Source organism: Bacillus sp. FSL K6-0042 (assembly GCF_038006685.1).
In the GTDB taxonomy this organism is placed as follows: domain Bacteria; phylum Bacillota; class Bacilli; order Bacillales; family Bacillaceae_G; genus Bacillus_A; species Bacillus_A pseudomycoides.
The window spans coordinates 4,025,981-4,051,351 of the sequence record NZ_JBBOVS010000001.1 but is presented as its reverse complement, the minus strand read 5'-3'; the positions used below and the strand labels follow the sequence as shown (position 1 = coordinate 4,051,351).

Sequence of the window (25,371 nt, the reverse complement as noted above, 5' to 3'; positions counted from 1 at the left end):
CTACCTTTTTTAAATATCATTTTTCTCTACTATCTCAAACTTATTAACAGTCATTTTCCCTGGATAACTTTCAAGTATCTGAGAAGACCATACTCTTATTTTATATCCTGATTTCAACTGTTTATATGCATTTTTATCACCCAAACGTAGAATCGTATCCGCTGGGATGTTCATGTGTTTTTGTTGATCCACATACCTCTGCAACTCTTTTTTCGTGTCGAATTTTTTATTGCTAGCGAAATATACAGTCGTATTTTTCACTATAACGTATCCTTCCATAGCACCTTGTTCTGTTTGTTGTTGCACACTCGCCGGCTCATTCTCAGTTTGCTCATTACGTGTACATGCTATTAATATTACGAAAGAAACAGTAAATAAAACATACACACACAACATCCATGTGTTTCTCTTCATTTCATGCCTCCATTATAGAAACTTCATTAATCAATCCTATTTCTAACATTTTTTGTTCGTCTCTAATCGTTTTTTTGAAATCCTCAATAAATGATTGATTTGTTGAAGAAAGGTATTTATTTCTTGTATATTCTCCGTTTCTATCATAATATTAAAATACAGAATTTTCTAAATAAAAAGGAGAGATTACATGCAACAACTTCAAAAACAATTAGAAGAAATAAAAGCTAATCATTACGCTATAGATTCCACTGTAGATATTCATGATTTAAGTTCAAAAATGCTTCAATATATCGGTGTACCAGATGGCTATTTACGAGATAAATTAATCTATACGACCTTTTATCATCTCATCACAAACGATCATATTACACACAGGCATTTACAGAAATTATTGTCCCAAAGTATAAGCGAGCAATATTTATTTTACAAAATTAACACTGACGATACAGACGCTGTATTTACTCGATCATTTACAACACTATTAATTGCTTTAATCATAAACGCCGATACAAAACATAACTTTTTATCACAGTCTGACATATTAGATGTGAAAGACAAATTAATGTTATATATGAACCAAGAACATGATTTTCGCGGATATGTTAACGACCGAGGTTGGGCTCACAGCATCGCTCATGTTTCCGATACATTCGATGAACTCGTTCAAAATCCAAAACTTGATACCTCTTACTATCCAGAAATACTACAAGTCTTGTTAGAAAAAATAAATGTACATACAATGTATTACAAGTATGAAGAAGATGAGCGAATTATCACTCCTATCATTGCCATGCTGAAAAATGGTTTAGTTGAAAAAGAACTCATCTCAGCTCTTCATTCTTTAGTAAATCAATTACAAGTTCAAAAACCTGAATTACCTATCGAACCTTATGAAGCGTTATATGGAAATATAAAATCGTTCTTGCGTAGCTTGTTTTTTAGATTACGAACACTTTCTATATGCAAAGAAACCGAAAACGAGGTTGAAAATTTATTAAAGGAATTACGCCAATACTACTAAAAAAGAAGGCCACTCAAAAAGTGCCTTCTTCCATTTCACTAATATTTAGTTGAAACTTTACAATCCAAACTGAGAAAAGATGTACAAAAATCGCGATAGCCATACATGTCCCACTTAAAAAAGTTACAATTGGGTGCGAGTATGAATGTCCTAAATAATAAGATGCTCCTATGAAAAACATTGTTATGTAGATGTAGATTGCTCCATGTATTTGCTTCATATAGGCCCCCTTTTCTCCATATTATACCATAAATTTTCAGATTATTCTAATTAATGTTTTGTAATCAATATTTCTCAACTGTTACACCTCTTACAGCTGCTTTTATATACGGTGAACTTTGTAAATTTTTTAAATCCTCTGTCTTTCCTGTTACGACTACGCCGTAGATTGGTAGGTCCTTTGGTGGTGTATTTTTAATTTCTTTATAATATTGATTAAAATAATCGTTTGGTATACCCTCACTATTCTCTGCTAAATACTTCATTTGATCCAGAAATTCTTTTGAATTTCTTGTTAAATCATTTTTAATATTTTCTCGCGCTTTTGCATAACTCCCTTCAAAGCCAAACACTTTTATAGCCATTTCAGCATTTAATACCGCACCACTCTGAGGATCCTTTAATCCTACATACGTATCGGCCTTTTTTTCATTATATGTATCAGCCCAAAACCAAACAGGTTGTATACCTTTTGGTAACATCTCCACAATTTGTTCAGCCGTATATGCTTTATCAAAAGATAACGCTATTTCCGCAACTTTATTTTGCAGCTCTCCAATGTCCTTTAAATCATTCACATAATTTTCATACGTAACGAAAGGCAAGTAAAACCTCATTTCCCTTTGCATTGTTTGAACATTATAATCTGGTAACTTAATAGTCTCTCCCTCTTTATTTACCTCTTCCTCATCTAACCTAACAAGTTCACCATTATAGTGCATCATCCTATAATTCCATACACCTGATTCATACATCTCATTTGCCCATTTCACTGGTTGTCCCGCTATATTTTTATAAGAGTTATATATGATGGTTCGACCTATCATACTATTACTTAAATTAACACTGCCACTAAAGCGTATATTCGGTCCTTGGACAGTATGTAACGCAGCCACTTGTCTTTCCATCCTTTCAAAAGTTTGTTGTGAAAAATATGCTGTTCCTAAAAACAGTCCTACGATAACTACAACAGACGCACAAATAGAAATAATCCAGTTTCGCAAAAGCTGTTTCCGCTTCGCTCTCTTCATCAAAACCTTCATCTGCTTCTCATCCATATCCAGCTCAAAGTCCTTCCGACTCATCATTCTTCCTCCTATACAATTTCTTAAATTGATTCCGCGCACGGTACAAACTTGTTTTCACTGTTTCTTCTTTCATACTTAATAAAACGGCAATTTCTTTATAAGAGAGTTCATACTCATATTTCAGCAATAACATATGCCGATAATCTTCTGTCATCGTCTCTAGTATTTCTTGTACTTCTCCTTGAAGCTCACTTGTCAAAAGAACTTCGTCTAATGATTTTTGACTAATAAGAACAACTGATTCAATCGCAACTGGATTTAATCGTTTTTCTTTCCGGTATAAATCACGATGCTGATTAATCGCAACGCGGAATAACCATGGTGTTAATCGTTCTAACGGTATTTCCTCCATAAGCAGAAGAGCTTTATACAACGTATCTTGTACGATATCTTCTGCTTCCTTTCTTTCTGCGCCGATCTTAATTAAGTATCCATAAACAGCTGTTGACTTTTCTATCAATAATGATTCAAACGTATCATAACTCATTCTGCTCTCCCTTCTACATACTCAACGTTTGAGAGCTTAAAATGTATACAACTTTCCAAAAAAAAATTTTTGCAAACAAAAAAGCCCATCTATTTTGATGCGCTCTTTTCGTTCCATACAAAGAATATCATTCGATTACTTCATCGCTTCTTTGACAACATCTTGAATCATCACAACCTCTGTTTCCATATTAGCAGCAGGCGCTTCCTCATCAATACATTCATACCAAAATTCCAAATGCTTTTTATCAACTTCGTGCCGAGAAGCTTCGACATCTATCCCGCCTTCCTCTTGTACAGAATACCAATACAAATATTCTTCTCCATCTCTTATTTCCCGGAAAATTGTCTCTACATACATTTTCTCGTCGTTTAATGTCAATAACACTTCTTTCATATGTTCATTTAACATCTTCATCCATTCATCAACACGGTGACTTTTCCCTGACTTCACTTTGAATCTTGTTAATTCGACATTCATGTTTTATCCCTCTACTTTCTTACGTACATATAAAACATATTCCACTGGATGATCAAAACCTAGTTTACTAGCAAGTCTTTGTGAGGGTATATTATCCACATTACAATCCCAGCACGGCGTAATACTATTTTGTATGCAATGTTCTATAAAATAAGTGGCGACTAATTGAGCAAACCCTTTTCCTTGATAGTTTGGATGTGTTGCGATGTCAATTTCAGCAAAACGATTACTCCTAAAAATCGAGACGCATTCAGCTACTACTTTTTCATCTTGCAGAATACAAAATCCAAAACCAGCCTTCAAGAACGCTTCTTTTGAACCCCAATATTCTGTATAATACTGTTCCGTAAATTCAGTACTTTTTCCGATTATGTTTCTATCAATCCGCATAACCTTGTATGTAGAATCATCTAATTCTCTTTTCCTACCTTCAAAGATATCTCTCTGAAATAGAAATTTTTTTCGAGGGATCTTTCTAAAAGAATCATTGAAATAATTTTCAATAATGCTTTCCCACTCTATGCTAGAAACAAATAATGTGAATCGCTTCTCCGTTGTTAAAACATCATTTTCAATATAAGAAAACAAAGTATGTTGAAATTCCTGATCATGTGTATCTCCAAACAGGTAGTAAATGCCATTAACAATCACAATCATTCCCACTGTTAATCTCTCATTTACAAAAATCTCACCATCTATTATTCGATTGCATACTGCATAGGCAAAAGTAGATGTCTGTTTGTTCTTTTCTAAAACCGGAAGAACCGTATGATATTCTGCTAACGCTAACTTTCTCATACGTTCTCCACAATAACCGTATCCGCATCTAAGTTTTCAAAACAAAGATTAACAGTTCGCTGTAGTGCCCTCGTTCGGTGAATGGTACCTGCTGGAATTAAAATCGAATCATTTGGTTTTAATACAGCTGTATCCTTATCTTGAAAATCGATAAGCAATTCTCCCTCGAGTACCATAAATAGCTCATCCGAATTGGAGTGAAAGTGCCAATCATATTCCCCTGTAAATACCGCAATCCGTAAACAATGATTATTCACATTTGATACAACAAAATTTTTGTGCCCTTCTGTAATATCTTTTGTAAGTTCTAATAGGTTTACCTTCTCCATCGTTATTCCCATCCCCTAATCCATTTACTATTTCCCCCAAAACCATCCAAGTGCAATAATCATCATACAAATCCAAAAGCCGATTGTTCCAAAATCAATATCTTTTTCCTGTTTTTTCTTCCTTACCTTTTTTACTTCTTCTTTTAACTCTTGTACACTTTGTTCTAATTTAACAATTGCTTCTTTCATTTCATTCAGTTCACTTTTCTCTTGTACTTTTTCTTCTGACTCTTTTGCTAAGTTCATTGCTATGCACCCTTTCCGCAACGTTCTATTCCATTCTAGCGCTCTCATTTTTTAATCTATTTTTATCCCGCATTAACTGGAAGCAAGTCCCTCAAAAGTTAGGGGGATGACTGCACGTAAAAAGCCCGATTGGTGAGGAGTAACCATCAGTGGTGGATGAAGTCCCCACTGATTGAAGCTTCATTTTATTAACGTCATTCTTCATCATTCTGAATAGTAAAACATTTCATAGCAAATTAATTTCAGTTTTAATCTCCACCGCCTCCACAATCTCCTCCTCCACTATCACCTGAACTACTACAATCGTTATCGCTATAGTTTACAAATCCACTTGATGAATTGGAGGAATAAGAAGAGCGTTTCCTTTTCTGCTTTCTTTTCTTATCTTTTTCACTTTCACGGCTTGGCCATATTGTATCAAACAGCACAAAAAACATACCCACTGCTACCATTAAAGCAATGACCCCTAAGGTTTCTTCCAAAAATTCAGGTGTTATTTCTAATTGGTAAAATCCCCCTAACAGAAACATGCATACAATTACATAAATGATCATGCTAATATATCTTGCTATTTTCTCTATCCTAAGAGCCAATTTCTTTTCAAACGATATATTCTGTTCCTGCTTTTTCTTTATATATTTCTGCTGTTTTATCTGTTTTTTCTTCCTACTCTTTCTCCCCATGACATCACCTCTTTTATTTTCCGCATACAATTACAAACTACCATATGGAGAGCTCTGCAAACAAGAAAAATATACCAATTAAAAGGTTTTCAAAATAAAAATACTCTCTAAATCTAGCTATGTAACAGTAATGTTCCCTTTACTTTTTGTAAAGTTACATTTACAAATTACCTGAAAAATGGTTAAAATCAATGTAATAAATTTACACAAAGGAGAAATTGTGGATTTGGTCACAAATAAAGTAAAACAATTCCGCGTTGTTAGAGACATCACCCAAGAGCAACTTGCTTCTGCTGTTAACATCACCAGGCAATCCCTCATCGCCATCGAGAAGAACAAATATAACCCCAGCTTAGAATTAGCCTTAAAACGATGTGAGTTTTTTGATCGTAAAGTGGAGGATTTATTTCAATTAGATAAAACTGGGGAGGAATAATAATGAAAAATAATTCTATTCAACAAACAGCATCGTATATTACCATTCTTTTATTAGGAACTGTATTCTTTTATTTTGATGCAGGCCTTGAAGTGAGCCTTATGTATGCTGTAGGGTTTATCATCTTCTCATCGGTGTTTGGACTCTTAAGGAAATTATTCTTTAAGAAGAATACAGGAGCAGGAGAGTATCCATTACCAGAGATGGACGAACGAATTGAAAAGTTGAGTTTGAAACTTTATGCTCAAATTTTTGGACTGTCTCACTTGATTGTTGCAGTGATACTATTTGTTTTATATATAACCAATAAGAATACGATGATACGAGTAGAATATGTTCTATATTACGTGATAGGAGTTCTTTTCTTCACAATGATGTTCGGCTTGAAAATTGTAAAGAAACTAGACCAATAAGTGATAAAAAAGGAAGCAATTAAAAAAATATTAACAACAATCTCTTGTATTTTTCTTTTTCAGCAAAGACAATCCCGGACTGATAGAACATATTATATGTATGTTCCACAGCCAAATACAAAAAGACCCTCCTTATACAAGGAAGGCCTCACAATCATTTCTATTATGATAAAGCAGGGGCTTTTTCAAGAAGCTCTTTCGCATCAGCGTATTGTAAGCCGTGAGCTTCTGCAACTGCTTCGAATGTTACATAGCCGTCTAATGTGTTAATACCTTTTAGTAATGCAGTATTTCCTAGGCAAGCTTGTTTGTAGCCTTTGTTAGCAATTTGTACTGCATATGGTACTGTTACGTTTGTTAATGCAAGAGTTGATGTACGTGGAACCGCACCTGGCATGTTTGCAACTGCATAATGAACAACACCGTATTTTTCATAAGTTGGGTTGTCATGAGTTGTAATGCGGTCAGTTGTTTCGAAAATACCACCTTGGTCGATTGCGATATCTACTACAACAGAACCTGGTTCCATTGATTTAATCATTTCTTCTGTTACAAGTTTTGGAGCTTTTGCACCTGGAATTAATACCGCACCGATAACAAGATCAGATTCTTTTACAGCTTCTGCAATGTTATATGGATTAGACATTAATGTTTTGACTTGATTGCCAAAAATATCATCTAATTGGCGAAGACGTTCTGCACTTAAGTCGATAATTGTTACGTCAGCACCTAAGCCCACCGCGATTTTCGCTGCGTTTGTACCAGCTTGGCCACCGCCGATAATTGTTACTTTACCGCGTTTTACCCCTGGAACGCCTGCAAGTAAGATACCTTTGCCGCCTTTATTTTTTTCAAGGAATTGCGCACCGATTTGTGCAGACATACGACCAGCTACTTCACTCATCGGTGCAAGTAGTGGTAAAGAACGATTGTCTAATTGTACTGTTTCATAAGCGATTGATACTACTTTGTTGTCAATTAATGCTTTTGTTAATTCTGGTTCTGGAGCTAAGTGTAAGTATGTGAATAAAATTAAACCTTCGCGGAAATAACCATATTCGCTTTCTACTGGCTCTTTTACCTTCATAACCATCTCTTGATTCCATGCTTCCTCAGCAGTTTCAACAAGTTTCGCTCCAGCTTGTACGTACTCTTCATCTGTAAAGCCAGATCCTAAACCTGCACCCTTTTGAACAAAAACTTCATGACCATTGTGTATTAAATGTACAGCACCAGCTGGCGTCATTGCCACGCGGTTTTCGTTGTTTTTAATTTCTGTTGGAATACCGATACGCATTATTAATTCCCCCTTGAGTTATGAAATGACCCCTGAATCATTTTTTAAAGCGCTTTCTACGCTCTTATATTCTAACATAATATCTCAATATTTGACAAAAAATAATGCGAGTTTTCCGATAGATTTTGCCCCGCATTAACGGACAGTAATATCCCCCTCTCAAGATGAAAAAGCCCCAAAATTAGGTGGGGGATACACTATCCATAAATGCCTGATTGGTGAGGGCTAACCATCATTGAGGGATAAAACTCCCCAATGATGGAAGTTTCACTTTATCTATCTTTGTCGATATCGGTGAATAACATCAACTGCCCCTGTTACTTCTATAATTGTGCCTGTAATCATATCGGAATCTTCTTCGCATAGAAACGAAATTGTTCGAGCAATATCTTCACCTGTTCCAGATCTACCAATTGGTGTTCTAATGTCTTTCATCGTACGCGCCTGCTTAATTGTCGCCTCTTTCATTTCACCAATAATATCTCCTGGACAAACCATATTCGCTGTAATGCCATATTCCGCTTCTTCATAGGCAACTGTTTTCGTTAACGAAACAAGTCCTACCTTTGCAGCCGCAAATGCAGAACGGTACATCCAGCCAGGTGCACTATCTGCCCCTTGAAATCCGTAATTGATAATGCGACCAAAATGCTGCTTCCTCATAATGGGAACGACAAGTTTTAATAAACGGAACACTGATGTTAGATTCCCTTGTATCATCTCATTCCACTCATCTTCTTCATAATCAATTAACTTTTTACGTTCAAATACGTAAGGGCCCGCATTATTAATCAAAAAATCAATTTTGCCAAAACGGCTAATTGCTTCTTCTACTATTTTATGTAAATCTTCTTTTTTCGTGACATCTGCTTGTACGAACTGCAGACGTTCTTCTATATGTTTATACTTTTCTTTCATTGTTTCTACAGCACTCATATCGCTATGATATGTTACAGTTACTGAATATCCTTTAGCTAATAAATTCTCTGTTACTTGCTTTCCTAAACCTTTCGTACCGGCCGTAATGAGCGCGTGTCTCACAAACATGCCTCCTTTTAAATTGCTATACTTCATATGTAACAAGTTCTCCCTACAATTACAACTAAAAAGAATTGGAACAGAGTTTTCAAAATTCTGTAACGTTTCTGGCAAGCACGTTACCATATTTTGTTTTATAATTAAGTTGTAAAATCTTATAAAAACGAATTGGGAGGAATCTACTATGAATAATACATATACAAATATTTTAATTGCAGTGGACGGTTCCAAAGAAGCAGAAAAAGCCTTTAAAAAAGCAATTCAAGTCGCAAAGCGCAACAACGCAACATTAACAATCGCTCATATCGTTGATGTAAAAGCATACTCTGCTGTAGAGGCATATAGCCGCGCAATCGCTGAGCGTGCAAATCTCTTTGCAGAAGATTTATTAGAAGACTACAAAAAGACTGCAACTGAAGCTGGCCTTGAAAAAGTAGAAACTGTATTAGAATTCGGTAATCCAAAATCTAAAATCTCAAAAGAAATTGCTCCAAAACAAAAAGTAGATTTAATTATGTGTGGTGCAACTGGTTTAAACGCTGTAGAACGATTCTTAATCGGTAGCGTCTCTGAACATATTATTCGCTATGCAAAATGCGATGTCCTTGTTGTTCGTGGTGAAGAAGAGCAAGGTGACATTTAATAAATAACGAAAACACCAAGTCTTATGCAGATTTGGTGTTTTTTATTTTATGTATTTTCCTATGAAGACAAGCTAAGATTACCATAACACTCGCAAATAAAAACAGTGGAAGAAACTTTTACGACCATAATCCCCTCATTAGTGTAGCCACTACCAAATACGCCTCATAATCCATCCCTTTCTTTTACTTATCACCACACTAATCTACATAATTTAGAAATCAAAGGATAGAATATATCCGTTCGGTTACGCTAAGAAAAAGATGAAAAGGGGGATACTACATGGGAGATCACGAACGAATTATTTTAGATGTAAATGATGAGGAGCTTGAAATGCTCGATACGATCTGTTCGCATTTTAAAGAAAAACATGGCGTTGAGCTGAGCCATGGTGCACTCCTCCGTGATTTGATGGATATTGAGTATATTCGTATTACAGAAAACAGACATAAATATGAATAAAAAGCTCCTTTAACATTACACTTATTAGAGGATATACGTTCCATATAAGTGTAGCTTTGAAATAAAGTCGTACTGTTTATAAAAAAGATGTACCGTTTTAAAGAAAGTTATACCGTTTACAAAAAAGTTGCATCGTTTTATTCCTTTTCGATTAAAGAATTCTAAGTGAGTGTTAATCAAACTTTTTTATAAAACGAAATGTTCATTCAAGAAGAAAAGAAGCCATTTTGATTATTCTTTTTTTATTGAAAGTCAAGCAATTGAATGAATATATTTATATTTAAATGATTTTATATAATGTCACACATTTTTAGGCCGAAACAAAAAGGATAGGAAAGCAGAAATAAAAACTGCTATTTCTATCCTTTTTTGTACTACAAATGACCTCATTTACACAACAACATTTTTAGTATGTTGTTCAACTAACGCATGCGTTAGTTCAATAATTACTCGCTAATCGAATCTGCTGTTTTTACAAGGTCTTTAATAGTGTAATCTTTTGTAACATCTGGTGATTTAATTAAAGAAATCCCACGATAAAGTCCATCTTTTTTCCAACGAATAATTTTCGTATTTTTACTATCCTTATCAATAATCACTTTTGTTCCATCTTTTAATTTTGTTGTTTTTTAATCTTCTTATCACTTTTTCATTTCAATCTCAATTCTCTTTGCTAAGTCAGATGATACTTTATTGAAATACTCCATAATTTTCTTTCTAATATCATCAGATATAACTTTCAAATCACTAGTTAAATTTTCGACAAGATGTTCTTTTTCTATTTGAGTTAACCTCGTATAGAATTCACCAGCCTGCCCAAAATCGTCTTGCTTTGTTATAGAAGTTCTTTCTAGTTTGCCTTCAACATATCTTCCATCACCACTTGTAATTTGATTAGTTGATGTCCAATTTTGCTGTTGGTTAACCGGTAATTTACGAAATTCAGCTCCAATTCTTCTTCTTTGAGAATCACTATAAATATTGGCACGGCCCTGCAGTATTTTATCATCAGATAATTCTGCGCCGTCTAGTAAATTAGAAGGGGAGAAGGCGACTTTTTCTACTTGCTCCATATAATTATCAGGATTTTTATTTAATACCATTTTGCCTACTGGTATTAGGGGATACTCTTTTTCATCCCATACTTTTGTATCGTCTAAAGGATCATAAGAAAGATTTGCTTCATCCTTTGGGTCCATGAGCTGGACATATAATCCATATTCCACCAGTTTACCACCCGCAATCGCATCGTATAAATTTTTACCAGCGTAATCAGGATTTTCAGCGGCTAGTCTACTTGCTTCTTCGCGACCAATGTATTGTACACCTTCAAATGGGTACCAATGGTATTTAACGTACTTTCTAATACCTTGAGCATTTCTCCAAACATATGTATTTACACTATGTCCTGGAATGTGGCGAAGACTTTTTACCGTACCAGCATCAGAGTATAAACGTACAACAAAATGAATTGATTCAGGCGCTCTTGCTACAAAGCTCCAAAACCTATCAGGGTCAATTAAATTATTTTTTGGTGAAGGTAAGAATGCTTTAATAAATTCCGGAAATCGTATCGCATCACGAACAGAAAAGACAGGAATGTGATTACATAAAAGGTCAAAAACACCTTCTTCTGTATAAAATTTTGTAGCAAAACCACTTACATTTCTAGATGTATCAGGTGTTCCTTTCGTACTGACAGCTAACGAAAAGCGAACCATAACAGGAACTTTCTGATTAAAATTTTGTAAAAAACTCAGTTTTGTATGTTCGGACATCGAATATATCGTTTGAAAATAACCAAATGCACCAAATCCTTTTACATGAACAGGTCTTTCTAAAATCTTTTCATGAATAAATTCTTGTAAGGTTTCGTGTAGTACACCATCTTGTTCCAGTACAGGTCCCCCAGATCCGATCGTCTGGGAATGAAGTTTAGCTGGCTCATTGGAGAGGTATCGATTCTCATAATGGCTTTCCTCTAATAAGGTTTGCCTCTGTTTATGATGCTTTTCATTCATTATTATAGCCTCCAAAATTTAATTTTCATCAATCGTTACTAAATATGATTTTTAAGGCTCGAATATGTATCTTCTTCTTTTATTTTCAACATTCATTAGAAATATAGTTTCTTAAAGTTAGTAGCATTTTTCAGAGAATTGCAATATAAAGTGAATTTGAACCGATGTGTAAACAGACCGCTAGTTAAAGAAAACTCCTATGCAGTGGACCTTTTTGAACAGGTAGAATTATGAAAAGATGAAGATGAATATGAAGAAGGAAAAGCTTCTTTAAATAGAAGCTTATTTTTGTGTGATAAAAGGAACAGAACTTTTTTAAGCCTTTCAAATAAATGTAAGAGGTTAAGTTACGCCCTGAATTTATTTTCAGAACTTAGATTGCCAGACAATATAGGTTTTGCACTTGACTTTGTTAAGTGTGGATTTAAAATAAAGTCACGATGTTTCTAAAAAAGATGCGATGTTTTGAAGATAGTCGCGATGTTTGCAAAAAAGTTATGATGCTTTGCCCCTTTTGAATATAGCTATCTAAAGGGATGTAACAAATTTGTATTTTAAGATTTATGTTGTTTAGTCTAGCTCACTGATTGTGAAGTAAACAACTTAAATGTGACTTAAAAAACTTAACCGTGACCTAGAATTTTTCTATATAACTGATCTCTTTGAGAAAATATATATATTTGTTCAACCACCGGGCGCGATTTTGGAAGATCGAAGGTAGAAAATGATTAAACTTTTTTATAAAACCATAACTTAAAACTGCTAGAGAATAATCCATTTTGATTAATCTTTTTTCAAAATGGATTATTCTTATTTACCATATAATATGGGTTTGTAGAGTGTTTTTGATTAAACTTTATTTCAAGCCAACAATAAGAACGTATATCCTTTTTTTCATAATAAAAAGACATTCATTACGTGACAAAATCACCTTACTGAACGTCTTTTCAATCACTTTTATATGATTATCTTTATGCCTTTTTAACAAATTCAGATTTTAATTTCATAGCTCCAAAACCGTCAATTTTGCAATCAATATCATGATCTCCATCAACCAAACGGATACTCTTCACTTTTGTACCTATTTTTATAACTGATGAAGTTCCTTTTACTTTCAGGTCTTTGATTACTGTTACAGCATCACCATCGTTTAAGATATTTCCATTTGCATCTTTAACAACCTTTTTACCTTCACTGTTTTCAGTTTCTGATTCTAAAGCCCACTCATGAGCACACTCTGGACAAACAAAAAGACTTCCATCTTCATAAGTATATTCTGAATTGCATTTCGGGCAGTTTGGTAAGTTTTGCATATTTTTTTATTTCCTCCATTATAAAAATCACTTTCAATTCCCTTTCTTATATCCTCGTAAACATAACAATTGCGAACTTGAAATTCACAAAAAACAGGGATGTTCCTTATATACTGCCATAGTATTTCCAGATTGACAAGCCAGCTTTACATGAACATGTTTTCTAAAAAATAAAAGGAGAGTACATCGTATCATGCGCTCTCCTTTCCCCTTTAACACACTTATTATTTTTTCTAGTAATAAAAAAAGAGGATACTCTGCTCCTTTATGGAACTTAGTATCCTCTCATCCTTATAAATTTACGGTTTCTCCCACTAGCACCTTCGCTTTTTCCAGCGCTTTTTGAATTTGTTCGAACCCTGTCCCACCTGCACTATTACGACGTTTCACCGCTGCATAAGGAGAAAGAACTTCATATAAATCCTCTTCAAATGACGGACTCATCTCTTGATATGTTTCTAGCGGTACATCTAATAAATAAATTCCTTTTTGCGTGCAATGAAGAACAAGCTTTCCGACAATTTCATGTGCCTGACGGAATGGAAGTCCTTTGCTTGCTAAGTAATCAGCAATTTCTGTTGCATTAGAGAAGTCTTGTTTTACGGCTTGCCCCATTTTTTCTTTGTTTACAGTCATTGTTTCTAGCATACCAGCCATAATGTGCAGGCAGCCTTCTACTGTTTTAACTGTATCAAACATACCTTCTTTGTCTTCTTGTAAATCTTTGTTATAAGCAAGCGGTAAACCTTTCATTACCGTTAATAAACTAAATAGGTTGCCGTATACTCTTCCTGTTTTACCACGGATGAGCTCGGCCATATCAGGATTTTTCTTTTGCGGCATAATGCTGCTTCCTGTTGCGTACTGGTCACTCATCTCAATAAATTGAAACTCCTGACTACTCCATAAAATGAGCTCTTCACAAAAACGTGATAAATGCATCATTAATATGGATGAATTGCTAAGAAACTCTAATATGAAATCACGGTCACTTACCGCATCTAAGCTATTTTCATAGATTCCTTCAAAACCGAGAATCTCTGCGCTATACGCACGGTCAATCGGAAATGTCGTCCCTGCAAGCGCACCTGCGCCAAGCGGAGAAATATTAATGCGTCCCAGTGAATCTTCATAACGATTTACATCGCGCTCTAGCATCCAAAAGTATGCAAGCACATGATGAGCGAACGAAATTGGCTGTGCACGTTGTAAATGTGTATATCCCGGCATAATCGTTTCAATATTCTCTTCTGCTTGATGAACAAGAACCTTCTGCAATTTCTTCGCAGCCTTTATGATGTCCTGCACTTTTTCCTTTAAATATAAGTGCATATCTGTAGCAACTTGATCGTTACGACTTCGGCCTGTATGAAGCTTGCCTCCTACTTCACCAATTTTTTCAATTAACATCTTTTCAATATTTAAATGAATATCCTCAGCTTGGGCAGAAAACGCAAGCTTATTTTCTTTTGCTTCATCTAGTAAATGTTGTAAACCTTTTTTTATTTTCTCTGCTTCTTCTTTTGTTACAATTCCCTGTTTCGCCAGCATCGTAACATGCGCAATACTACCTTCAATATCTTGATTCGCTAATTGCTGGTCAAAGGAGATGGAAGCTCCAAACTCCTCGACCCACGCTTCTGCTTCTGCTGTAAAGCGACCTCCCCAAAGTTTGCTCACGCTTCCACCTTCTTTTGATTCACTTGGCTGTATACTTTTGTTGGAAGACCAAATAAAGAAATAAAGCCAACTGCTGCATCATGGTTAAATTCATCATCCACTGTATATGTCGCTAATTTTTCATCATATAGAGAGTATTCTGATTTACGTCCTTCTACAATTGCATGACCTTTAAACAATTTCACACGTACTGTGCCTGTTACGGATTTTTGTGTTTCTTGTAAGAAAGCAGCAAGTGCTTGTTTTAAAGGTGAGAACCATAAACCGTTATAAATTAATTCTGTTAATTTTTGTTCAATCATCGGTTTAAAATGAGCGACTTCTTTTACAAGTGTTAAATCTTCTAATTCTTTATGCGCTGTAAGTAACGTCATTGCCGCTGGACATTCATACACTTCACGTGATTTAATCCCAACAAGACGGTTTTCTACATGATCAATACGTCCAACACCGTGTTTTCCAGCAAGCGAATTTAACGTTTTGATAAGTTCTGAAAGTGAATAAGAAGTGCCGTTTAATGTTGTTGGTACCCCTGATTCAAATCCAATTTCTACAAACTCTGGTTTATTCGGTGTATCTTCTAATGCTAATGTCATTTCATATGCATCTTCTGGAGGTGCTGCCCATGGATCTTCTAAAATTCCACATTCATTGCTACGTCCCCATAAGTTTTGGTCAATGGAAAACGGACTATCTAAATTGATTGGAATCGGTACATCATTTTCTTTTGCATACGCAATCTCTTCTTCACGTGACCATTTCCATTCACGTACTGGCGCAATCACTTCTAAATACGGATTTAATGCTTGGATAGAAACTTCAAAGCGAACTTGGTCGTTCCCTTTTCCTGTACATCCATGTGCAACAGCACTTGCCCCTTCCTGCTCCGCGATTTCTACTAGTTTTTTCGCAATTAACGGACGTGATAACGCTGAAACAAGTGGATATTTTCCTTCGTATAATGTATGACCTTGCAATGCCGTCAATGCATATTCATTCGCGAATTCTTCTTGAACATCAATCATGTAAGATTTAGTAGCACCTACTGAAATGGCTTTTTCTTTTACAAACTCTAAATCTTTACCTTCCCCTAAATCTAAACAAAGTGCAATGATATCATAATTTTTCTCTTGTAACCATTTAATTGCAACGGAAGTATCAAGACCTCCGGAATATGCTAACACAACTTTTTTCTTCTCCATTTTCATATCCCCCTAAAGAATAAATATTCATTATCATTAATATTAATTCACACTTTAACACCTTTCACAAAATGAATCAAGGGATATTAGCAAAAAAAATTCTAACAATTCCATCGAACTTCTTTCTTTTTTTCGATACAATGGAAACAGAAAATGGGGGTGTCTATATGGAACAATATTTTATATACGATGAACACCTAGGAATAGAAGTACCTGACTTACAAGTAGAATGGGAAGATATCCCTGAAAAAATGCAGCATGCTATTTTATTAAAGTGGGAACAAATTCGCGGGAAAATACCTGATCGTATAAAAGAACTTGAATATCATATTAATCAAAAACAACATCGTTTAAATAACGAAGAAAACTTTGAAATTTCCTGTAGCCTCAATTCTGAAATCGCTGATCTTGCCTCCATCATTAACGATTTATGGCTTTGGTATCGCCTTACTCAAAATGTATCTGAGGGGAAAGCGCATCAATAATAAGCCAAATAAAAAAGCATCTACAAATAGATGCTTTTTTATTTGTAATTCCATCCTTTTTCATATGAGTCTAATAAATTCGGTTGATTCAAACGATTAACCGATAAATCTCTTCTTTTCTTTCATAAAAAATTTCTCGCATTCAAAAGTTTTTTATTGTATCATGATGCACATGTACAGGAATAGGAAAAACGTTCCAAATTAGATGTATATTAAAAACTAGTAATTTAATAAAACTAGCTATCTATTTATCAGGTAAATACAGAAAGGATTGTAAATATGAAAAAAAAGCTTCCAATTATCATTTTATCTAGTGCTTTATTGTTATCTCCCATACATAGTTATGCAAACACAGAAATAAGTAAAACTCCCCTTCATACAGAAGACCATTCCAAAGCAACCGAACAAACAAAAACATTAAAAACAGATGAATTCATAGACGATATTTCAAAAAAAAACGATGTCTCAACTGACAAAAAAGAGCAAACTCAAGAAAATAATGTAACTACCGATAAAAAGGAACAAACTCAAAAAAATAATGTAACTACCGATAAAAAGGAGCAAACTCAAGAAAATAATGTAACTACCGATAAAAAGGAACAAACTCAAGAAAATAATGTAACTACCGATAAAAAAGAGCAAGCTCAAGAAAATAATGTAACTACCGATAAAAAAGAGCAAGCTCAAGAAAATAATGTAACTACCGATAAAAAAGAGCAAGCTCAAGAAAACAGTCTAGCTCCCGCTACAAAAGAACAAACTCAAGAAAGTAAAACTGAATTAAATACAAACAAGGAAGAGAAAAACAAAAAAGAAGGATGGATTAAAGAAGGAAATGCTTGGTACTATTACTCAAATAATGAGAAAGTAACAGGATGGAAATATGACCAAGGTAGCTGGTATTACCTACATGGCAATGGTGCTATGGCTACTGGATGGACAAAAATTAACGGCTCTTGGTATCTCCTTCAACCTAATGGTGTAATGACCACTGGGTGGTATTTCGATGGCGTTAACTGGTTCTATCTTCATAATGCCGGGAATATGGCTACTGGATGGACAAAAATTAATGGCTCTTGGTACCTTCTTCAGCCTAATGGTGTAATGACTACTGGGTGGTATTTCGATGGCGTTAACTGGTTCTATCTTCATAATGCCGGGAATATGGCTACTGGATGGACAAAAATTAATGGCTCTTGGTACCTTCTTCAGCCTAATGGTGTAATGACTACTGGGTGGTATTTCGATGGCGTTAACTGGTTCTATCTTCATAATGCCGGGAATATGACTACTGGATGGACAAAAATTAATGGCTCTTGGTACCTTCTTCAGCCTAATGGTGTAATGACTACTGGGTGGTATTTCGATGGCGTTAACTGGTTCTATCTTCATAATGCCGGGAATATGGCTACTGGATGGACGAAGATTAACGGCTCTTGGTACCTTCTTCAATCTAATGGTGTAATGACTACTGGATGGTATTTTGATGGAGTTGACTGGTATTATCTTCATAATGCCGGAAATATGGCTACTGGATGGATCCAAGATAGCGGAAAATGGTATTACTTATATGAAGATGGAGTAATGAAAAAAGAATCTGTGTATTTAGATGCTCCGATGATTTTCCAACTACCTGAGCTACATAATGGATGCGAAGTTGTTTCAATGACAATGATGCTAAAATATCACGGACATAATGTAGACAAGCTAACACTAGCTAAACAATTACCTGTTGATTCTACACCCATGATAAAAAGTGCTGGATCTATTTTAACGTGGGGAGATCCTTCAGTTGGATTTGTTGGAGATGTAACAGGCGCATCTCCTGGTTATTCTATTGACCCCGCACCATTAAAAAGATTATTAGATCGTTATACAAACAGCGGTATCGATTTATCAGGCTCTGATTTTTCTAAAATTGAGCGTTTATTAGCACAAGGAAAACCGGTTGTAACTTGGATTACAGCATCTTTTTCACATCCGGTATCCCCTCAGAGTTGGAAAACCTTATCAGGGAAAGTTATACAAGCTGACTTTGATATGCACGTAGTATTAGTCACTGGGTATGATAATGATTATGTATATATTAATGATCCTCTTAGACGTGGCAAAGGGGCTAAAATTCTAAAAAGTAAATTTATCAGCAGCTACAATTATATGGGTAAAAAAGCATTAAGTATGTAGTGAATACAAACAAAAAGAGATAAAATGAAATTCATTTTATCTCTTTTATTTTGTAAATTTACTCATTTATACCATATAATGAATAAAATAGATTTTGAAAGGAGCATCAAATTCATGAATGCTTTTGTCATTATTATTCTCACTTTTCTTAGTGTAATTAGTTGGGAGGCTTTTTTTAAAGACAAAACAGATAAAAGCAATACAAATCAGCAAAAAGAATAATTTTGTCTCGCCATGATTCAAAATTCCACCTTATGTTCACCCCCTATTCCTTATTCATAACTTGTCGTCACTCTCACGATTACTACCTACTTATTACTTATGAATCCTGAACAAACAAGACTATTCTACAAAAATATATAAGAATGAAAATTCAATCGCTATAAAACCGCAAATTATGTAGGTTTTTCTTCGTTTATTGTCGGTTTCCATCCGCATACATTTTTTGAAAGTATGATATAATAATATAAAATCTTTTACAGAAAGGATTTAGATATCATGATCGCTCGAAGGAGCATGTGGCATCGAATTGACGAATCTTACACGTAGCGTATTTTTTCAGCTCAGATCCTTTAGTCTAGCGAAAAAAATACGAGAGTGGGGAAATTATGATTGCCCGAAGGATAATTTGGCAACGAAAAGACTCTTCTTACACATAGCGTTTTGTTTAAGTCCCATTGATAATTGCTAAACAAAACAAAGAAGAGAGCAGGATTGCTAAATAACAAATCCTACTCCAAGTTTTGTTTAGTCGTTTTTAGACTTAAACTAAAACGAAAGTAGGGAGAATTGATGGACGAGAGGATTATTCGTTATTTCTTCAGTGACATATAGCATAGTTAGTTTGATGTAAACTAACTAAAGGCTACATGGGCTCGTAGTTAGTTTACAAGATGAAAAGAACTACTAACTACGGAAAGAAGGAATAACGATGAGGAACATCCAAAGTCGACAAATTATTAAAGAAATTTTTATGGTTTTAATCGGTTCATTTATTTTATCAGCAGCACTATATCACATTCATTTCCAAAACCACTTAACTGAAGGTGGCTTTGTAGGAATTGCGCTATTTATCCAAAACTTTTTTGATATTTCACCGTCAATTTCAACTGTATTGATGGATATCCCGGTCATTTTATTATGTGCTACATTTTTAGGTAAGAAGATGGTTGGTTATTCATTTATGGGTTCGATTTCATTCGGAGTGTTCTATTCTTTAATGGAAAATTTCTCTCCATTTACAGTAGATTTGTCAAATCATTTATGGATAGCCGCAGTACTTGGCGGCGCGCTAGCTGGGATTGGACTCGGTTTTATATTACGATTTGGTGGTGCAACCGGCGGAGACGATATTTTAACAATTGTACTAAGTAAAAGAACTCGCTTTACAATTGGGCAGATTTTCTTCGTCTTTGATGCGATCGTACTTGCACTTTCATTATATTATTTAAATTGGACAGAAATTGCTTTTACTATTCTTTCAATTGCCGTGCAGGCAAAAACATTGGATTTAATTTATTATCCAAAAACAGAAAAGAAAACAGTATCTATTCCAATGTCAAAACAACATGCAACAAACTAAAAAGCGAAAGGCCTCTGCCTCTCGCTTTTTTCATGCTCTTTTTTCTTTCTCTAATATGTAACGAACTTGGTAGAATCTATTTGCAAACTCTGTTACATTCCGCGTTAGACGATAATTCACCGTAGAGCCAATCGCTATTCCTAACACAGGAATACCTTGAAAGAGTTTACGACGAAGCACATAAATAGAAAAAGTCTTCAAAATTTGTTTTAACACCACTTCTGTAGAAGCTGGTTTTAACACTTTTTCTTCCCCTTCATAAAAGAACAAATCTTCTTGTTCTAACTCCTGAAGCAAGTTATACCAAGCATATTGCTGAAGCCTTGTTGGCAACAACGCAGCATGGAATACTTTTAAAGCGAGCATCATTTCATAAGGCTTGTTCACATCATGACCAAACGACGTTGCAATAAGCTGAACCGCCTTTACATTTAACGCAATCATGACAGGGAAATCAGCTGTCAATAATAACAAACCACCTACTCCGGTTGCTCCTCCCTGCACGAAAGAATATAAACGATGACGCGCCGTCTGCTGCTCGGCTATATATGTTAATTGATCTATGGATAACTCTTTCAATTCTTCCAACTGTTCAATCGATTCATCAAACAATCGTGCCGTTCCTAAAATACGATTCCGTGCATCAAGTTGTGATTGTGAGCTTTGAATCAATGCATGGAGATGGAATAACCCTCCGTCCGCTTTTGCAAAAAACTCTTTTCGCTTTTTCTCTGGAATTTTCGCAACTGAAGCATGCAACCACTTATCAAACATCTTTTGAAAATCGGTAGACTCCTGTTCTAACAATTGCGTTTCCCAATTTTTAACCTCTTGTAAAATGGCTTGTTCTCGCTTTGATCGCATCGTAACAACCACCTCGCTCAATTTTTTTCTATTGTAACATATTTCCGGTTTCTCTTTGTAAATCTGATAGACTAAACATATATTTATCCAGTACATGGGGGGGATTATATGTACCCACGCGCAAAGGCATTTGGAATTGTACTTCACAACGAACGAATTCTCGTTCAAGAGTATCTTACGGAAAGCGAAACGTATTACAGACCACTCGGCGGTTCTATTGAATTTGGAGAGAAATCAGATGAAACAGTGATTCGTGAATTTAAGGAAGAACTTAATGCACAAGTAGAAATTACAACTTACTTAGGATGTCTTGAAAATATCTTTTACGCAAACGAAGAAATCGGCCATGAGATCATTCAATTGTATTCTCTTCATTTTGTAGATACATCGCTTTATGAGATCAAAACAATTCCTATTATAGACGGAGAACCCAATACATATGCGACGTGGATTCCGATTACAGCATTTCTGAACCAAGAAAAAGTATTGTATCCAAATGGACTAACGAAATTTGTTGCCACAAAAAGAAAAGACGGAATCCTATAGGATCCCGTCTTTTTTACATATATTAACCAATGTTTCCAAGACGTAATACGTCACGAGCAATCATAACTTCTTCGTCAGTTGGAATTACAATAATTTTTACTGGAGAGTGAGGGAAGTTGATGAATGCTTCTTCGCCATGAATGTTGTTACGTTTTGGATCGAAGTATACTCCCATAAACTCAAGGCCTTCTAATACACGTTCACGAATTAGAGCACTGTTTTCTCCAATACCAGCTGTAAAGATGATTGCGTCTACACCTTTCATACGAGCTGCATAAGAACCGATATATTTATGAATACGTCCTACGAATACATCTAACGCTACTTCTGCACGGTGGTTTCCTTCTTTTTCCGCTTGTTCGATGTCACGTAAGTCACTAGAGAATCCAGAAAGACCTAGCATACCACTTTTCTTGTTTAATACATTCAGAACTTCTTCTACAGATTGTCCTGTTTTTTCCATGATGTATGGAATTAACGCAGGGTCAATGTTACCAGAACGTGTACCCATTGTTACACCAGCAAGTGGAGTGAAGCCCATAGAAGTATCGATAGATTTTCCGCCTTCTACAGCAGCGATACTTGCACCGTTACCTAAGTGGCAAGAAAGTAAACGTAAGCTTTCAAGTGGACGACCTAATAATTCAGCTGCGCGCTGTGTTACATATTTATGAGAAGTTCCGTGGAAACCGTATTTACGAACGCCGTATTTCTCATAGTATTCATATGGTAAGCTGTATAAGAAAGATTCTTCCGGCATTGTTTGATGGAATGCTGTATCAAATACTGCAACTGCTGGTACGTTCGGAAGTACTGCTTGGAACGCTTTAATACCAACAACGTGTGCTGGATTATGAAGTGGTGCTAATTCGCTTAAATTTTCAATTTCTGCTAATACTTGCTCAGTAATTACAGCAGAATCATCAAATTTTTCACCGCCGTGTACAACACGGTGACCAATACCACTAATTTCATCAAGAGATTTCAAAATTCCATTTTCAGTTAATTTGTTAAGAAGCATATTAACTGCTACTCCATGATCTGGAATATTTGTAACTTCTGTTTGTTTTTCACCGTTCACAGTAATTGTGAAGATACTATCTTCTAAACCGATACGTTCTACTAAACCTTTTGTTAATACTTTCTCACTTGGCATTTCAAACAATTGGAATTTTAATGAAGAGCTTCCTGCATTAATCGCGATGATTTTTGACATCTAGTCTTTCGCCCCTTTTTCTCTTGGTAGTTGTGTGGATGAGACCACAAACCGCTCGATTTTATCTGATTAAATTTACCAAATATGAAAACGTTTCATTCTCAGTAAATTTTATACTCACGAGTTTAATTTAAACATCGTCCGACATATATTTCAAGTGAAAAAATTGTAACACCAAGAAAAAATATATATTACAGATTTCAAAAAAATTCAGTTTTATCTTGTATACATTAAAAGTTCCTGCACATAACACAAAACTGTATTACATTAATCAATACCTCTGTTACATATGTTATGACTTATGTGTTGCAAACCAGCTATTTAATTGAGTCATTATATTCTCCATCGCCTTCATATTGGAAAACTTAGGTAATTCCACTAATAACGCCTGTTTTGGCATCGTTACATCCGGCCCCTTCTTTTGGAGAACAAGTATACTTTTTGCATTTTTCTCGTTTTTAAACATGGAAACAGGAAGCTGTAATAGCCCTTGAATAAAGCTTGTTTCTTTAATAAAAGCATGAAGTTTTGGTGCTTGATCACTTTCAAAAATGAAGTTTGGTACTAAGAAGAATAAATAACCACCTTCTTTTGTATGTTTTACACTTTGTTCAATAAAAAGATGGTGTGCATAAGACATTCCTTCATCTGCTTTTAAAGTATATTCACTTGCACCGATTTCGTTTGGATAATAACCGATCGGTAAATCGCAAACAACAGCATCAACCGGATCAATATAAAGCGGCGCTAGTCCATCTTGATTGAACAACTCAATTGCTTGCTTTTGTAAATTCGCATTCACTAAAGCAAGTCTAACAAGTAAATCATCCACATCTACACCAAATCCGCTTATCGTTGTACCTTCTTGAGCAACATTAAAAATTGTCGTCATTAAGTTCCCTGTTCCAATAGCAGGATCTAAAACAACGATTTCTTTTTGATCTTTCATAAATTTATGGAATAGATAACTCATAAACATCCCAACTGCATCAGGCGTCATTTCATGATTGGCTTGTATGCCATCTTTCATTCCTTTTAAAATGGCAAGCTGAAATGCTTTACGAATTTCCTCGCTTTTATATGTTTCTTCATTAAACTTGCTATATTCACGATTTAATCGTTCAATTGTTGATTCAGATAATTCTTCTTGCAGAATCGTCCCTTCAAACAGGTTATCCCCCGTTTCCACAAGCGCTTCTAAATATGTTACATCCAATTCTTTACGTAAAATTACGGTAGAAGAATCAAAAATAGAAAATAATGTTTCTACTGTCTGACTCACATACATTCCTCCTTCTGTCAATTACACATAACTTATATCATACCATAAAGTGAAACTTTAATCAGTGAGGAGGTTTCTTCATCCCCACTGATTATTAGCCCTCACCAATCGGGCATTTACGGGCAGTTTATCTCCAACTAGCTTCTTTGTATTACTGCACCTTAAGGTAGGAGATTTACTGCCCGTTAATGCGGGGTAATCTAATTTTCCCCCAAAAGAAAAAGCAGCCTCTATGTCATGAGACCGCTAAATTATATCAACGCTTTTTCAAATATATCGGCGGTTCGACAATATACAAACACGCCTGACAAGAAAAAACGACCTCTATAAGAGGTCGTCTTCATTACTTCGCAGCTTTTGCTGCTTCTAATGCTGCTTCATAATTTGGATGGCTCGTACCTTCGCTTACGTATTCTACGTAAACTACTTTGTCGTTGCTGTCTACTACGAATACTGCACGAGCAAGTAAACGAAGCTCTTTCATTACTACGCCGTAAGCTTCACCGAATGAAAGGTCACGGTGATCAGAAAGTGTTGCTACGTTTTCTAAGCCGTTTGCCGCACACCAGCGTTTTTGAGCGAATGGTAAATCCACACTAATTGTTAGTACTTTTGCGTTCTCAATACCAGCTGCATCTTGGTTAAAACGACGAGTTTGTGCATCGCATACACCTGTATCGATAGATGGTACAACACTAATTAATTTCACTTCACCTTTGTATGTTTCTAAACTTACTGGAGATAAGTCATTTGCTAATACTTGAAAGTTTGGCGCTTGATCGCCAACTTTAACTTCTGTTCCAACTAAAGTGATTGGGTTACCTTTAAAAGTTACGTTTGCCACTTGAAGATCCTCCCTTATTTAAACAAAATATGTACACTGTAAATGATAGTTTGTCCCTATACAGAATGCAAACAAAATCGCTTTATTTACAAAAAA

General features: G+C 35.2%; 29 protein-coding genes. 9 read left to right on the top strand and 20 right to left on the bottom strand.

The features are described from left to right. Positions 1-9: 9 nt before the first annotated feature. Positions 10-414 carry a DUF3221 domain-containing protein gene (locus tag MHH45_RS20840; protein WP_016116604.1) on the bottom strand — a complete coding sequence of 135 codons (405 nt, stop codon included), beginning with the start codon at positions 412-414 and terminating at the stop codon, positions 10-12. A gap of 190 nt (positions 415-604) precedes the next feature. On the opposite strand from MHH45_RS20840, the gene MHH45_RS20835 reads away from it, so the two are divergent. Then, the gene (locus MHH45_RS20835; RefSeq protein WP_016132100.1) at positions 605-1,438 is read left to right on the top strand and encodes a DUF2785 domain-containing protein; all 834 of its coding nucleotides are present in this window, start codon (positions 605-607) and stop codon (positions 1,436-1,438) included. A 13-nt stretch (positions 1,439-1,451) separates the two neighbouring features. On the opposite strand, the gene MHH45_RS20830 is transcribed toward MHH45_RS20835, so the two are convergent. The 8 genes from MHH45_RS20830 to MHH45_RS20795 form a co-directional block, all read right to left on the bottom strand. Next, the gene (locus tag MHH45_RS20830; RefSeq protein WP_016116606.1) at positions 1,452-1,658 is read right to left on the bottom strand and encodes a hypothetical protein; all 207 of its coding nucleotides are present in this window, start codon (positions 1,656-1,658) and stop codon (positions 1,452-1,454) included. Positions 1,659-1,722: 64 nt separating this feature from the next. Beyond that, entirely contained in the window at positions 1,723-2,742 is a 1,020-nt protein-coding gene (locus tag MHH45_RS20825; protein WP_016132101.1) for an anti sigma factor C-terminal domain-containing protein, read from the bottom strand. Then, positions 2,723-3,232, bottom strand: coding sequence for an RNA polymerase sigma factor (locus tag MHH45_RS20820; protein ID WP_088093808.1), 510 nt, complete (start codon positions 3,230-3,232; stop codon positions 2,723-2,725). Before MHH45_RS20820 ends, MHH45_RS20825 begins: the two co-directional genes overlap by 20 nt. 135 nt (positions 3,233-3,367) lie before the next feature. Then, on the bottom strand, positions 3,368-3,712 hold the full coding sequence (locus tag MHH45_RS20815) for a DUF6176 family protein (RefSeq protein WP_088093807.1): 345 nt from the start codon (positions 3,710-3,712) through the stop codon (positions 3,368-3,370). Between the two features lie 3 nt (positions 3,713-3,715). Further along, positions 3,716-4,510 (bottom strand): GNAT family N-acetyltransferase, encoded by a 795-nt coding sequence (locus MHH45_RS20810; RefSeq protein WP_088093806.1) that lies wholly within the window; start codon positions 4,508-4,510, stop codon positions 3,716-3,718. Next, complete coding sequence (locus MHH45_RS20805; protein WP_016116611.1) at positions 4,507-4,839, bottom strand: cupin domain-containing protein; 333 nt, start codon at positions 4,837-4,839, stop codon at positions 4,507-4,509. Before MHH45_RS20805 ends, MHH45_RS20810 begins: the two co-directional genes overlap by 4 nt. A 27-nt stretch (positions 4,840-4,866) precedes the next feature. Then, positions 4,867-5,085: a hypothetical protein gene (locus MHH45_RS20800; protein WP_016116612.1), complete on the bottom strand. Its 219-nt coding sequence runs from the start codon at positions 5,083-5,085 to the stop codon at positions 4,867-4,869. Between the two features lie 248 nt (positions 5,086-5,333). Beyond that, on the bottom strand, positions 5,334-5,768 hold the full coding sequence (locus tag MHH45_RS20795) for a hypothetical protein (RefSeq protein WP_016116613.1): 435 nt from the start codon (positions 5,766-5,768) through the stop codon (positions 5,334-5,336). A gap of 178 nt (positions 5,769-5,946) precedes the next feature. Here MHH45_RS20795 and MHH45_RS20790 point away from each other — a divergent pair, with 178 nt between their 5' ends. Further along, complete coding sequence (locus MHH45_RS20790) at positions 5,947-6,204, top strand: helix-turn-helix transcriptional regulator (protein ID WP_088093805.1); 258 nt, start codon at positions 5,947-5,949, stop codon at positions 6,202-6,204. A 2-nt stretch (positions 6,205-6,206) separates the two neighbouring features. Further along, entirely contained in the window at positions 6,207-6,617 is a 411-nt protein-coding gene (locus MHH45_RS20785; RefSeq protein ID WP_088093804.1) for a hypothetical protein, read from the top strand. A 163-nt stretch (positions 6,618-6,780) separates the two neighbouring features. Here MHH45_RS20785 and ald read toward each other — a convergent pair whose 3' ends face one another. Further along, entirely contained in the window at positions 6,781-7,914 is a 1,134-nt protein-coding gene (ald, locus tag MHH45_RS20780; RefSeq protein WP_016116615.1) for an alanine dehydrogenase, read from the bottom strand. Between the two features lie 276 nt (positions 7,915-8,190). Further along, on the bottom strand, positions 8,191-8,988 hold the full coding sequence (locus tag MHH45_RS20775; protein WP_088093803.1) for an SDR family oxidoreductase: 798 nt from the start codon (positions 8,986-8,988) through the stop codon (positions 8,191-8,193). Positions 8,989-9,136: 148 nt separating this feature from the next. Between MHH45_RS20775 and MHH45_RS20770 the strand changes: the two genes are divergently transcribed. Both MHH45_RS20770 and MHH45_RS20765 read left to right on the top strand, forming a co-directional pair. Beyond that, positions 9,137-9,595 carry a universal stress protein gene (locus MHH45_RS20770; protein WP_006096151.1) on the top strand — a complete coding sequence of 153 codons (459 nt, stop codon included), beginning with the start codon at positions 9,137-9,139 and terminating at the stop codon, positions 9,593-9,595. 281 nt (positions 9,596-9,876) lie between these two features. Beyond that, positions 9,877-10,056 carry a hypothetical protein gene (locus tag MHH45_RS20765; RefSeq protein WP_000502255.1) on the top strand — a complete coding sequence of 60 codons (180 nt, stop codon included), beginning with the start codon at positions 9,877-9,879 and terminating at the stop codon, positions 10,054-10,056. A gap of 446 nt (positions 10,057-10,502) precedes the next feature. Here the strand turns inward: MHH45_RS20765 and MHH45_RS20760 are convergent, their stop codons facing one another. The 5 genes from MHH45_RS20760 to MHH45_RS20740 all read right to left on the bottom strand — a co-directional run bounded on the left by MHH45_RS20760 (position 10,503) and on the right by MHH45_RS20740 (position 16,272). Next, positions 10,503-10,655 carry a hypothetical protein gene (locus MHH45_RS20760; RefSeq protein ID WP_016116617.1) on the bottom strand — a complete coding sequence of 51 codons (153 nt, stop codon included), beginning with the start codon at positions 10,653-10,655 and terminating at the stop codon, positions 10,503-10,505. Between the two features lie 42 nt (positions 10,656-10,697). Continuing rightward, on the bottom strand, positions 10,698-12,077 hold the full coding sequence (locus tag MHH45_RS20755) for a catalase (RefSeq protein ID WP_016116618.1): 1,380 nt from the start codon (positions 12,075-12,077) through the stop codon (positions 10,698-10,700). A gap of 971 nt (positions 12,078-13,048) precedes the next feature. Beyond that, on the bottom strand, positions 13,049-13,390 hold the full coding sequence (locus tag MHH45_RS20750) for a zinc ribbon domain-containing protein YjdM (RefSeq protein ID WP_003201064.1): 342 nt from the start codon (positions 13,388-13,390) through the stop codon (positions 13,049-13,051). Between the two features lie 291 nt (positions 13,391-13,681). Then, on the bottom strand, positions 13,682-15,070 hold the full coding sequence (gene argH / locus MHH45_RS20745) for an argininosuccinate lyase (RefSeq protein WP_088093802.1): 1,389 nt from the start codon (positions 15,068-15,070) through the stop codon (positions 13,682-13,684). After that, the gene (locus MHH45_RS20740) at positions 15,067-16,272 is read right to left on the bottom strand and encodes an argininosuccinate synthase (RefSeq protein ID WP_016132103.1); all 1,206 of its coding nucleotides are present in this window, start codon (positions 16,270-16,272) and stop codon (positions 15,067-15,069) included. Before MHH45_RS20740 ends, argH begins: the two co-directional genes overlap by 4 nt. Before the next feature lie 167 nt (positions 16,273-16,439). Between MHH45_RS20740 and MHH45_RS20735 the strand changes: the two genes are divergently transcribed. The 3 genes from MHH45_RS20735 to MHH45_RS20725 all read left to right on the top strand — a co-directional run bounded on the left by MHH45_RS20735 (position 16,440) and on the right by MHH45_RS20725 (position 20,523). Further along, complete coding sequence (locus MHH45_RS20735; RefSeq protein ID WP_016116621.1) at positions 16,440-16,757, top strand: hypothetical protein; 318 nt, start codon at positions 16,440-16,442, stop codon at positions 16,755-16,757. 279 nt (positions 16,758-17,036) lie between these two features. Continuing rightward, positions 17,037-18,941 carry a C39 family peptidase gene (locus MHH45_RS20730; protein ID WP_340862924.1) on the top strand — a complete coding sequence of 635 codons (1,905 nt, stop codon included), beginning with the start codon at positions 17,037-17,039 and terminating at the stop codon, positions 18,939-18,941. A 931-nt stretch (positions 18,942-19,872) separates the two neighbouring features. Beyond that, positions 19,873-20,523: a YitT family protein gene (locus MHH45_RS20725; protein ID WP_016116625.1), complete on the top strand. Its 651-nt coding sequence runs from the start codon at positions 19,873-19,875 to the stop codon at positions 20,521-20,523. A gap of 30 nt (positions 20,524-20,553) precedes the next feature. On the opposite strand, the gene MHH45_RS20720 is transcribed toward MHH45_RS20725, so the two are convergent. Continuing rightward, positions 20,554-21,387: an EcsC family protein gene (locus MHH45_RS20720; protein ID WP_077294872.1), complete on the bottom strand. Its 834-nt coding sequence runs from the start codon at positions 21,385-21,387 to the stop codon at positions 20,554-20,556. A gap of 108 nt (positions 21,388-21,495) precedes the next feature. Here MHH45_RS20720 and MHH45_RS20715 point away from each other — a divergent pair, with 108 nt between their 5' ends. Beyond that, a complete protein-coding gene (locus tag MHH45_RS20715; RefSeq protein WP_016132108.1) occupies positions 21,496-21,933 on the top strand; it encodes an NUDIX hydrolase in 438 nt (145 codons plus the stop codon). A 22-nt stretch (positions 21,934-21,955) separates the two neighbouring features. Here the strand turns inward: MHH45_RS20715 and MHH45_RS20710 are convergent, their stop codons facing one another. From MHH45_RS20710 to tpx, 3 genes are all read right to left on the bottom strand, one after another. Further along, positions 21,956-23,149, bottom strand: coding sequence for an acetate kinase (locus MHH45_RS20710; protein ID WP_016132109.1), 1,194 nt, complete (start codon positions 23,147-23,149; stop codon positions 21,956-21,958). A 292-nt stretch (positions 23,150-23,441) separates the two neighbouring features. Next, the gene (locus tag MHH45_RS20705; protein WP_016132110.1) at positions 23,442-24,431 is read right to left on the bottom strand and encodes a class I SAM-dependent methyltransferase; all 990 of its coding nucleotides are present in this window, start codon (positions 24,429-24,431) and stop codon (positions 23,442-23,444) included. Between the two features lie 343 nt (positions 24,432-24,774). After that, positions 24,775-25,275, bottom strand: coding sequence for a thiol peroxidase (gene tpx / locus MHH45_RS20700; protein ID WP_003201032.1), 501 nt, complete (start codon positions 25,273-25,275; stop codon positions 24,775-24,777). Between the last annotated feature and the right edge of the window lie 96 nt (positions 25,276-25,371).

What these genes read in the sequence shown, in the direction of transcription:
- MHH45_RS20840 (WP_016116604.1), bottom strand. Translation starts at nt 414, where the DNA reads ATGAAGAGAAACACATGGATGTTGTGTGTGTATGTTTTATTTACTGTT.
- MHH45_RS20800 (WP_016116612.1), bottom strand. Translation starts at nt 5,085, where the DNA reads ATGAACTTAGCAAAAGAGTCAGAAGAAAAAGTACAAGAGAAAAGTGAA.
- MHH45_RS20815 (WP_088093807.1), bottom strand. Translation starts at nt 3,712, where the DNA reads ATGAATGTCGAATTAACAAGATTCAAAGTGAAGTCAGGGAAAAGTCAC.
- MHH45_RS20825 (WP_016132101.1), bottom strand. Translation starts at nt 2,742, where the DNA reads ATGAGTCGGAAGGACTTTGAGCTGGATATGGATGAGAAGCAGATGAAG.
- MHH45_RS20765 (WP_000502255.1), top strand. Translation starts at nt 9,877, where the DNA reads ATGGGAGATCACGAACGAATTATTTTAGATGTAAATGATGAGGAGCTT.
- MHH45_RS20715 (WP_016132108.1), top strand. Translation starts at nt 21,496, where the DNA reads ATGTACCCACGCGCAAAGGCATTTGGAATTGTACTTCACAACGAACGA.
- MHH45_RS20730 (WP_340862924.1), top strand. Translation starts at nt 17,037, where the DNA reads ATGAAAAAAAAGCTTCCAATTATCATTTTATCTAGTGCTTTATTGTTA.
- MHH45_RS20810 (WP_088093806.1), bottom strand. Translation starts at nt 4,510, where the DNA reads ATGAGAAAGTTAGCGTTAGCAGAATATCATACGGTTCTTCCGGTTTTA.
- MHH45_RS20835 (WP_016132100.1), top strand. Translation starts at nt 605, where the DNA reads ATGCAACAACTTCAAAAACAATTAGAAGAAATAAAAGCTAATCATTAC.
- MHH45_RS20725 (WP_016116625.1), top strand. Translation starts at nt 19,873, where the DNA reads ATGAGGAACATCCAAAGTCGACAAATTATTAAAGAAATTTTTATGGTT.
- MHH45_RS20805 (WP_016116611.1), bottom strand. Translation starts at nt 4,839, where the DNA reads ATGGAGAAGGTAAACCTATTAGAACTTACAAAAGATATTACAGAAGGG.
- MHH45_RS20795 (WP_016116613.1), bottom strand. Translation starts at nt 5,768, where the DNA reads ATGGGGAGAAAGAGTAGGAAGAAAAAACAGATAAAACAGCAGAAATAT.
- MHH45_RS20830 (WP_016116606.1), bottom strand. Translation starts at nt 1,658, where the DNA reads ATGAAGCAAATACATGGAGCAATCTACATCTACATAACAATGTTTTTC.
- MHH45_RS20710 (WP_016132109.1), bottom strand. Translation starts at nt 23,149, where the DNA reads ATGTCAAAAATCATCGCGATTAATGCAGGAAGCTCTTCATTAAAATTC.
- MHH45_RS20750 (WP_003201064.1), bottom strand. Translation starts at nt 13,390, where the DNA reads ATGCAAAACTTACCAAACTGCCCGAAATGCAATTCAGAATATACTTAT.
- MHH45_RS20720 (WP_077294872.1), bottom strand. Translation starts at nt 21,387, where the DNA reads ATGCGATCAAAGCGAGAACAAGCCATTTTACAAGAGGTTAAAAATTGG.
- MHH45_RS20740 (WP_016132103.1), bottom strand. Translation starts at nt 16,272, where the DNA reads ATGGAGAAGAAAAAAGTTGTGTTAGCATATTCCGGAGGTCTTGATACT.
- MHH45_RS20785 (WP_088093804.1), top strand. Translation starts at nt 6,207, where the DNA reads ATGAAAAATAATTCTATTCAACAAACAGCATCGTATATTACCATTCTT.
- MHH45_RS20735 (WP_016116621.1), top strand. Translation starts at nt 16,440, where the DNA reads ATGGAACAATATTTTATATACGATGAACACCTAGGAATAGAAGTACCT.
- MHH45_RS20755 (WP_016116618.1), bottom strand. Translation starts at nt 12,077, where the DNA reads ATGAATGAAAAGCATCATAAACAGAGGCAAACCTTATTAGAGGAAAGC.
- MHH45_RS20775 (WP_088093803.1), bottom strand. Translation starts at nt 8,988, where the DNA reads ATGAAGTATAGCAATTTAAAAGGAGGCATGTTTGTGAGACACGCGCTC.
- ald (WP_016116615.1), bottom strand. Translation starts at nt 7,914, where the DNA reads ATGCGTATCGGTATTCCAACAGAAATTAAAAACAACGAAAACCGCGTG.
- MHH45_RS20790 (WP_088093805.1), top strand. Translation starts at nt 5,947, where the DNA reads ATGGTTAAAATCAATGTAATAAATTTACACAAAGGAGAAATTGTGGAT.
- MHH45_RS20770 (WP_006096151.1), top strand. Translation starts at nt 9,137, where the DNA reads ATGAATAATACATATACAAATATTTTAATTGCAGTGGACGGTTCCAAA.
- MHH45_RS20820 (WP_088093808.1), bottom strand. Translation starts at nt 3,232, where the DNA reads ATGAGTTATGATACGTTTGAATCATTATTGATAGAAAAGTCAACAGCT.